Annotated in this window: 7 protein-coding genes; all 7 read left to right on the top strand. The window is 64.2% G+C overall.

Annotated elements, in window-relative coordinates:
• Positions 1 to 1,311 (top strand): chemotaxis protein CheA (locus GTP90_RS34280; protein WP_161087705.1); only part of this gene is annotated, 1,311 nt, incomplete at its 5' end.
• A 227-nt stretch (positions 1,312 to 1,538) separates the two neighbouring features.
• Positions 1,539 to 2,942, top strand: a complete 1,404-nt coding sequence (gene leuC / locus GTP90_RS34275) for a 3-isopropylmalate dehydratase large subunit (RefSeq protein ID WP_161087704.1) — start codon at positions 1,539 to 1,541, stop codon at positions 2,940 to 2,942.
• 30 nt (positions 2,943 to 2,972) lie between these two features.
• Positions 2,973 to 3,095, top strand: coding sequence for an entericidin A/B family lipoprotein (locus GTP90_RS34270; RefSeq protein ID WP_020701795.1), 123 nt, complete (start codon positions 2,973 to 2,975; stop codon positions 3,093 to 3,095).
• A gap of 56 nt (positions 3,096 to 3,151) precedes the next feature.
• Positions 3,152 to 3,799, top strand: coding sequence for a 3-isopropylmalate dehydratase small subunit (gene leuD, locus GTP90_RS34265; protein WP_117014888.1), 648 nt, complete (start codon positions 3,152 to 3,154; stop codon positions 3,797 to 3,799).
• 15 nt (positions 3,800 to 3,814) lie between these two features.
• Positions 3,815 to 4,885 carry a 3-isopropylmalate dehydrogenase gene (gene leuB / locus GTP90_RS34260; RefSeq protein WP_161087703.1) on the top strand — a complete coding sequence of 357 codons (1,071 nt, stop codon included), beginning with the start codon at positions 3,815 to 3,817 and terminating at the stop codon, positions 4,883 to 4,885.
• A 28-nt stretch (positions 4,886 to 4,913) separates the two neighbouring features.
• A complete protein-coding gene (gene asd / locus GTP90_RS34255; RefSeq protein ID WP_117014891.1) occupies positions 4,914 to 6,041 on the top strand; it encodes an aspartate-semialdehyde dehydrogenase in 1,128 nt (375 codons plus the stop codon).
• A 228-nt stretch (positions 6,042 to 6,269) separates the two neighbouring features.
• Positions 6,270 to 6,793, top strand: a 524-nt coding sequence (locus tag GTP90_RS34250) for a type IV pilus assembly protein FimV (RefSeq protein WP_371875173.1), incomplete at its 3' end; no start/stop codon positions are given.

The raw sequence follows: 6,793 nt of genomic DNA, 5'->3' as shown, positions 1-6,793 counted from the left end.
TCGACGCCGCTCCCGGCCGCCGAGCTGGCCGCCGTCGTGGCCGCCGTGCAGGTCGCCAACCCGGCCTCGTCGCCGGCCAAGCGCGAAGCGGCCGAGAAACGCGAAGAGCGTCCGCACGCCGCGCCGGCCAAGGAAGAATCGATCCGGGTCGACGCCGTCAAGCTGGACGCGCTGCTGGAAGTGGCCGGCGAATCGGTACAGGCCGCCAACCAGGCCGCCGTGCTGCTGGAACGCCTGTTGCAGTTCAAGTTCGAAGGCCAGGCCCAGACGCTGATGGCGACCTTGGCCGAGACGCTGGAACGCGCCTCGCGCTACTCCACCGAGCTGCAGCGCGCCACGCTGGCGACCCGCATGCAGCCGGTCGGCCGCCTGTTCCAGAAGTTCCCGCGCCTGGTGCGCGAGCTGGCCAAGGACCTGGGCAAGGACGTCGAGCTGACCATCGAAGGCGCGGAGACCGAAGTCGACCGCGTGGTGGTGGACAGCCTGTACGATCCGCTGGTGCACATGCTGCGCAACTCGCTGGACCACGGCGTCGAATCGCCGGAAGACCGGCTGGCGGCGGGCAAGCCGGCCAAGTCGTATATCTCGCTTAAAGCATGGCAGGAAGCAAATAGCGTTATGATTGTGCTTCAGGATGACGGCAAGGGCATGGATCCGGTGGTGCTGCGCACCAAGGCCCAGCAGAAAGGCCTGATCTCCGAATCGGTGCAGCTGACCAACGACGAATGCTTCCAGCTGGTATTCTTGCCGGGCTTCTCGACCAAGGAAGTCGCGTCCAGCGTGTCCGGGCGCGGCGTCGGCATGGACGTGGTGAAGACCGCCGTGGAGAAGAACCGCGGCGCCATCCACATCGAATCGTCGCTGGGCAAGGGCACCAAGTTCGCCATCCGCCTGCCGATCGAGCTGTCGATCGTGCCGACCATGCTGGTGTCGACCTCGGGCGCAGCGCTGGCGCTGCCGATGGCTGTGGTGCAACGCGTGGTCGAGCTGCCGGAAGTGTTCATGGAAGTGGGCGGCGCGCCGGTGCTCAAGGACCAGGGCCGTCCGCTGCCGGTGCGTTCGCTGGCCGATTCGCTGGGCTACGAGAGCTGCCGCGAGAAGGTGGGTATTGTTGTCGCCGCGCCACAGCCGTACATCCTGGCGGTGGAAGCGGTCGACGGTACCGCCGACCTGGTGATTAAACCGATGACCGCCATTAGCGTCGAGGGCATCACCGGCACCGCGCGTTCGGCCGAAGGCGAACTGGTGCTAGTGGTGGGCCTATCGTTCCTAATGGACGGGTGTCGAGGTAGTGTACGCATGGCGGCTTAGTCTCAGCACTAGGCCAGATAGACCAAAAGCCTGCGTCCACGCAGGCTTTTTTTTATTCGCATTTTTATACGCAATACAAGATTTTTCAAAAGGAGTCATAAAAAGTGTATCGGTAGGCGGAACCGCATCGGCTCACGAGGCCGGGCAGCGGCGGCCGCTACCGCATTGCACAATATGGCATAATCGAAGTGGATCACTCACACAGGCAGCAGCAGTACTCATAAATCATGATGAAGACGCTTTACGACAAACTCTGGGAATCCCACGTGGTCAAGGCCGAGGACGACGGCACCACCATCCTCTACATCGACCGCCATCTGGTGCACGAAGTCACCAGCCCGCAGGCCTTCGACGGCCTGCGCGCCGCCGGCCGCGCGCCATGGCGCGTGTCCGCCAACCTGGCGGTGGCCGACCACAACGTGCCGACCACCGGCCGCGCCGACGGCATCGCCGACCCGGTCTCGCGCCTGCAGGTGGAAACGCTGGACAAGAACGCCAAGTCCTACGGCCTGACGTACTTCAACATGAACGACAAGCGCCAGGGCATCGTCCACGTGATCGGGCCGGAGCAGGGCGCCACCCTGCCGGGCATGACCGTGGTCTGCGGCGACTCGCACACCTCCACCCACGGCGCCTTCGGCGCGCTGGCGCACGGCATCGGCACCTCGGAAGTGGAACACGTGCTGGCCACCCAGACGCTGCTGCAGAAGAAATCCAAGGCCATGCTGGTGCAGGTCGACGGCGCGCTACCGGCCGGCGTCACCGCCAAGGACGTGGTGCTGGCCATCATCGGCAAGATCGGCACCGCCGGCGGCACCGGCTACTGTATCGAGTTCGGCGGTTCGACCATCCGCGCGCTGTCGATGGAAGGCCGGATGACGGTCTGTAACATGGCGATCGAGGCCGGCGCGCGCGCCGGCATCATCGGCGTCGACGACGTCACCATCAACTACGTCAAGGGCCGCCCGTTCTCGCCGGTGGGCCCGCACTGGGACCGCGCGGTCGACTACTGGCGCACGCTGCACAGCGACGCCGGCGCCAAATTCGACCTGGTGGTCACGCTCAACGCCGCCGAGATCAAGCCGCAGGTGACCTGGGGCACGTCGCCGGAAATGGTGACCTCGATCGACGGCCGCGTGCCGGACCCGGAAAACGAAAAAGACAGCGTCAAGCGCGACGCCATCGAAAAGGCGCTGGTGTACATGAACCTCAAGCCCAACATGGCGATCGAGGACATCCGCATCGACAAGGTCTTCATCGGCTCGTGCACCAACTCGCGCATCGAGGACTTGCGCGCCGCCGCCGAGGTGGTGCGCGGCAAGCAGCGCGCCTCCAACGTCAAGCTGGCGATGGTGGTGCCGGGCTCCGGACTGGTCAAGGACCAGGCCGAGAAGGAAGGCCTGGACCGCATCTTCAAGGACGCCGGCTTCGAATGGCGCGATCCGGGCTGCTCGATGTGCCTGGCGATGAACGCCGACCGCCTGGAACCGGGCGAGCGCTGCGCCTCCACCTCCAACCGCAATTTTGAAGGACGCCAAGGCCAGGGCGGACGCACCCATCTGGTGTCTCCCGCGATGGCGGCGGCAGCCGGTATCGCCGGCCACTTTGTCGACGTGCGTGCCCTGCGCTGACGTCATCCACCACCCATCTTGAGAACCAACATGAAAAAACTGATCGCACTGACCATCTTCGCCCTGACCATCACCGGCTGCAACACCATTGCCGGCGTCGGCAAGGATGTGCAGAAAGCCGGCCAGGCGGTGCAGGGCGCCGCGGGCCATTAAACCCGACCCCGACGGCCGGCGCGGTCCCGCGCGCCGCCGTCAACATAGTGAGCATCATGGATAAATTTACGATCTACGAAGGACTGGTCGCACCGCTGGACCGCGCCAATGTCGACACCGACGCCATCATTCCGAAGCAATTCCTGAAGTCCATCCACCGCACCGGCTTCGGCCCGAACCTGTTCGACGAATGGCGTTACCTGGACCACGGCGAGCCCGGCCAGGACAACAGCAAGCGTCCGCTCAACCCGGAGTTCGTGCTCAACGAGCCGCGCTACCAGGGCGCCTCGATCCTGCTGACCCGCAAGAACTTCGGCTGCGGCTCCTCGCGCGAGCACGCGCCGTGGGCGCTGGACCAGTACGGCTTCCGCGCGATCATCGCGCCCTCGTTCGCCGACATCTTCTTCAACAACTGCTACAAGAGCGGCTTGTTGCCGATCGTATTGCCTGAAGCGCAGGTTGATCACCTGTTCAATGAAGTCAAGGCCTTCCCCGGTTACCGTCTGGTGGTCGACCTTGAACAGCAGCGCATCTCCACCAGCAATGGCAGCGTCTCCTATCCCTTCGAGATCGACGCCTTCCGCAAATACTGCCTGATGAACGGGCTCGACGATATCGGCCTGACGCTGCGCCACGCCGACGCTATCCGCGGCTTCGAAGAGCGCCATCTGGCAACCCAACCTTGGTTGGCCAACGTCATCTAATCTCGAAAACTACTCATGAAAATCGCAATCCTCCCGGGCGACGGTATCGGCCCGGAAATCATCGCGCAAGCCGTCAAAGTCCTCAACGTGCTGGGCGAAAAATTTGAGCTGGAAAGCGCGCCGGTCGGCGGCGCCGGCTACGCCGCCCACGGCCACCCGCTGCCCGAAGGCACGCTGGCGCTGGCCAAGGCGGCCGACGCGGTGCTGTTCGGCGCCGTCGGCGACTACCAGTACGACACGCTGGAGCGCGCGCTGCGTCCGGAGCAGGCGATCCTCGGTCTGCGCAAGAACCTGGGCCTGTTCGCCAACCTGCGTCCGGCCATCCTGTATCCGCAACTGGCCAACGCCTCGACGCTCAAGCCTGAAGTGGTGTCGGGCCTGGACATCCTGATCATCCGCGAACTGACCGGCGACATCTACTTCGGCCAGCCGCGCGGCGTGCGCGAGTGCCCGGACGGCGCCTTCAAGGGCCAGCGCGAAGGCTACGACACCATGCGCTACGCCGAAGGCGAGATCCGCCGCATCGCCCACGTGGCGTTCCAGGCCGCGCAAAAGCGCAGCAAGCGCCTGACCAGCGTCGACAAGGCCAACGTGCTGGAGACCTTCCAGTTCTGGAGAGACATCGTCACCGACGTGCACAAGGAATACCCGGACGTCGCGCTGGAGCACATGTACGTCGACAACGCCGCGATGCAGCTGGTGCGCGCGCCGAAGAAATTCGACGTCATCGTCACCGGCAATATGTTCGGCGACATCCTGAGCGACCAGGCGTCCATGCTGACCGGCTCGATCGGCATGCTGCCGTCGGCCTCGCTGGACGCCAACAACAAGGGCCTGTACGAGCCGTCGCACGGTTCCGCTCCCGACATCGCCGGCAAGGGCATCGCCAATCCGCTGGCGACGATTTTGTCGGCCGCGATGATGCTGCGCTACTCGCTGAACAAGGCCGAACAGGCCGACCGCATCGAGAACGCCGTCAAGCACGTGCTGTCGCAAGGCCTGCGCACCGCCGACATCTTCGAGGCCGGCACCACCAAGGTGGGCACGGAAGAGATGGGCGACGCGGTGGTCAAGGCTTTGGTATAAATAGTATAAATTATTAGAGGGAATGAAAATGAAACTCGTAGGCTTGGTAGGTTGGCGCGGCATGGTGGGTTCGGTTCTGATGCAGCGCATGCAGGAAGAGGGCGATTTCGCCCACATCGAACCGGTGTTCTTCACCACCTCGAACCCGGGCGGCGACGCTCCGGCGATGGCGAAGAATGAGACCAAACTGAAAAGCGCCACCGACATCGACGAACTGAAAAAGTGCGAGATCATCATCTCGTGCCAGGGCGGCGACTACACCACCGAGGTGTTCCCCAAGCTGCGCGCGGCCGGCTGGAACGGCTACTGGATCGACGCCGCCTCCACGCTGCGCATGGAGAAGGACGCCGTCATCGTGCTGGACCCGGTCAACCTGCACGTGATCAAGGACGCGCTGGGCAAGGGCGTGAAGAACTACATCGGCGGCAACTGCACCGTGTCGTGCATGCTGATGGGCCTGGGCGGCCTGTTCCAGCACAACCTGGTCGAGTGGATGACCTCCATGACCTACCAGGCGGCGTCGGGCGGCGGCGCGCAGCACATGCGCGAGCTGCTGACCCAGTTCGGCACCATCAACTCGTCGGTCAAGGCGCTGCTGGACAATCCGGCCTCCGCCATCCTGGAAATCGACCGCCAGGTGCTGGCCACCCAGCACGGCCTGAGCGCCGAAGAAACCAAGCAGTTCGGCGCGCCGCTGGCCGGCAACCTGATCCCGTGGATCGACAAGGACCTGGGCAACGGCCAGTCGAAGGAAGAGTGGAAGGGCGGCGCCGAGACCAACAAGATCCTGGGCCTGGGCGCGGACTTCGGTTCCAAGGCCATCCCTGTGGACGGCCTGTGCGTGCGCATCGGCGCCATGCGCAGCCACTCGCAGGCGCTGACCATCAAGCTGAAAAAAGACGTGCCGATCGACGAGATCCACGACATCATCGCCGCCAACAACCAGTGGGTCAAAGTGGTGCCGAACACGCGTGAAGCGTCGGTCAAGGACCTGTCGCCGGCCGCCGCCACCGGCAGCCTGACGATCCCGGTCGGCCGCCTGCGCAAGATGAGCATGGGCGACGACTACCTGTCGGCCTTCACCGTCGGCGACCAGCTGCTGTGGGGCGCGGCCGAACCGCTGCGCCGCATGCTGCGCATCGTGCTGGACAAGTAACACGCCAAGTAACACGCCATCCGGCAATTGTTAAAGCAGAAGGGGTTTTCTCTATGAGCTCTCATAGGGAAAACCCCTTTTTTTGGTTTAAAGTAGGCATAGACGTTACACATCTTCATGTACCACTAGAGAAACATCGTGCAAAGCTTGCATGCTCTGGAGCATGATGATATGTTGGTATATCTGGGAAAGTAACATTTTCCCTCTGACAACCTGATGCCGCCCACTATGCACGTACCAACTCGCTCCAGCATTGTTTCCTTCGCGTTGAAGACCCTCACGGGGGCTGTCGCCAGCGCGGTGTTGGTGGCGGCCACGGCCAACGCCGCCGGGCTCGGCAAGCTGACCGTCCAGTCCTCGCTGGGGCAGCCGTTGCGGGCGGAGATCGAGCTGACGGCGGTGTCGGCGGAAGAGGCCGGTGGCCTGGTCGCCAAGCTGGCGCCGGCCGAAGCCTTCCGCACCGCCAATATCGATTTCAATCCGACCCTGCTGTCGCTGCGCTTCGACGTCGAGCAGCGCAACGGCCGCCAGGTGATCCGCGTGACGTCGACCCAGCCGGTCAACGAACCCTTCGTCGACATGCTGCTGGAGCTGACCTGGACCGGCGGACGCATGGTCCGCGAATACACGTTCCTGCTGGATCCGGCCGACTTGCGCGCGACGCAGTCGCCGCAGGTGGCCGCGCCAGTGGACCTGGCCCGCAATACCGCGCCGGCCGCTTCGGTCGCGCCAGCCGCCGCGCCCGCCGCGCC

The sequence above is a fragment of the Duganella vulcania genome (assembly GCF_009857655.1).
Classification (GTDB): Bacteria; Pseudomonadota; Gammaproteobacteria; order Burkholderiales; family Burkholderiaceae_D; genus Rugamonas; species Rugamonas vulcania.
This window is presented reverse-complemented; position numbering and strand designations above follow the sequence as displayed.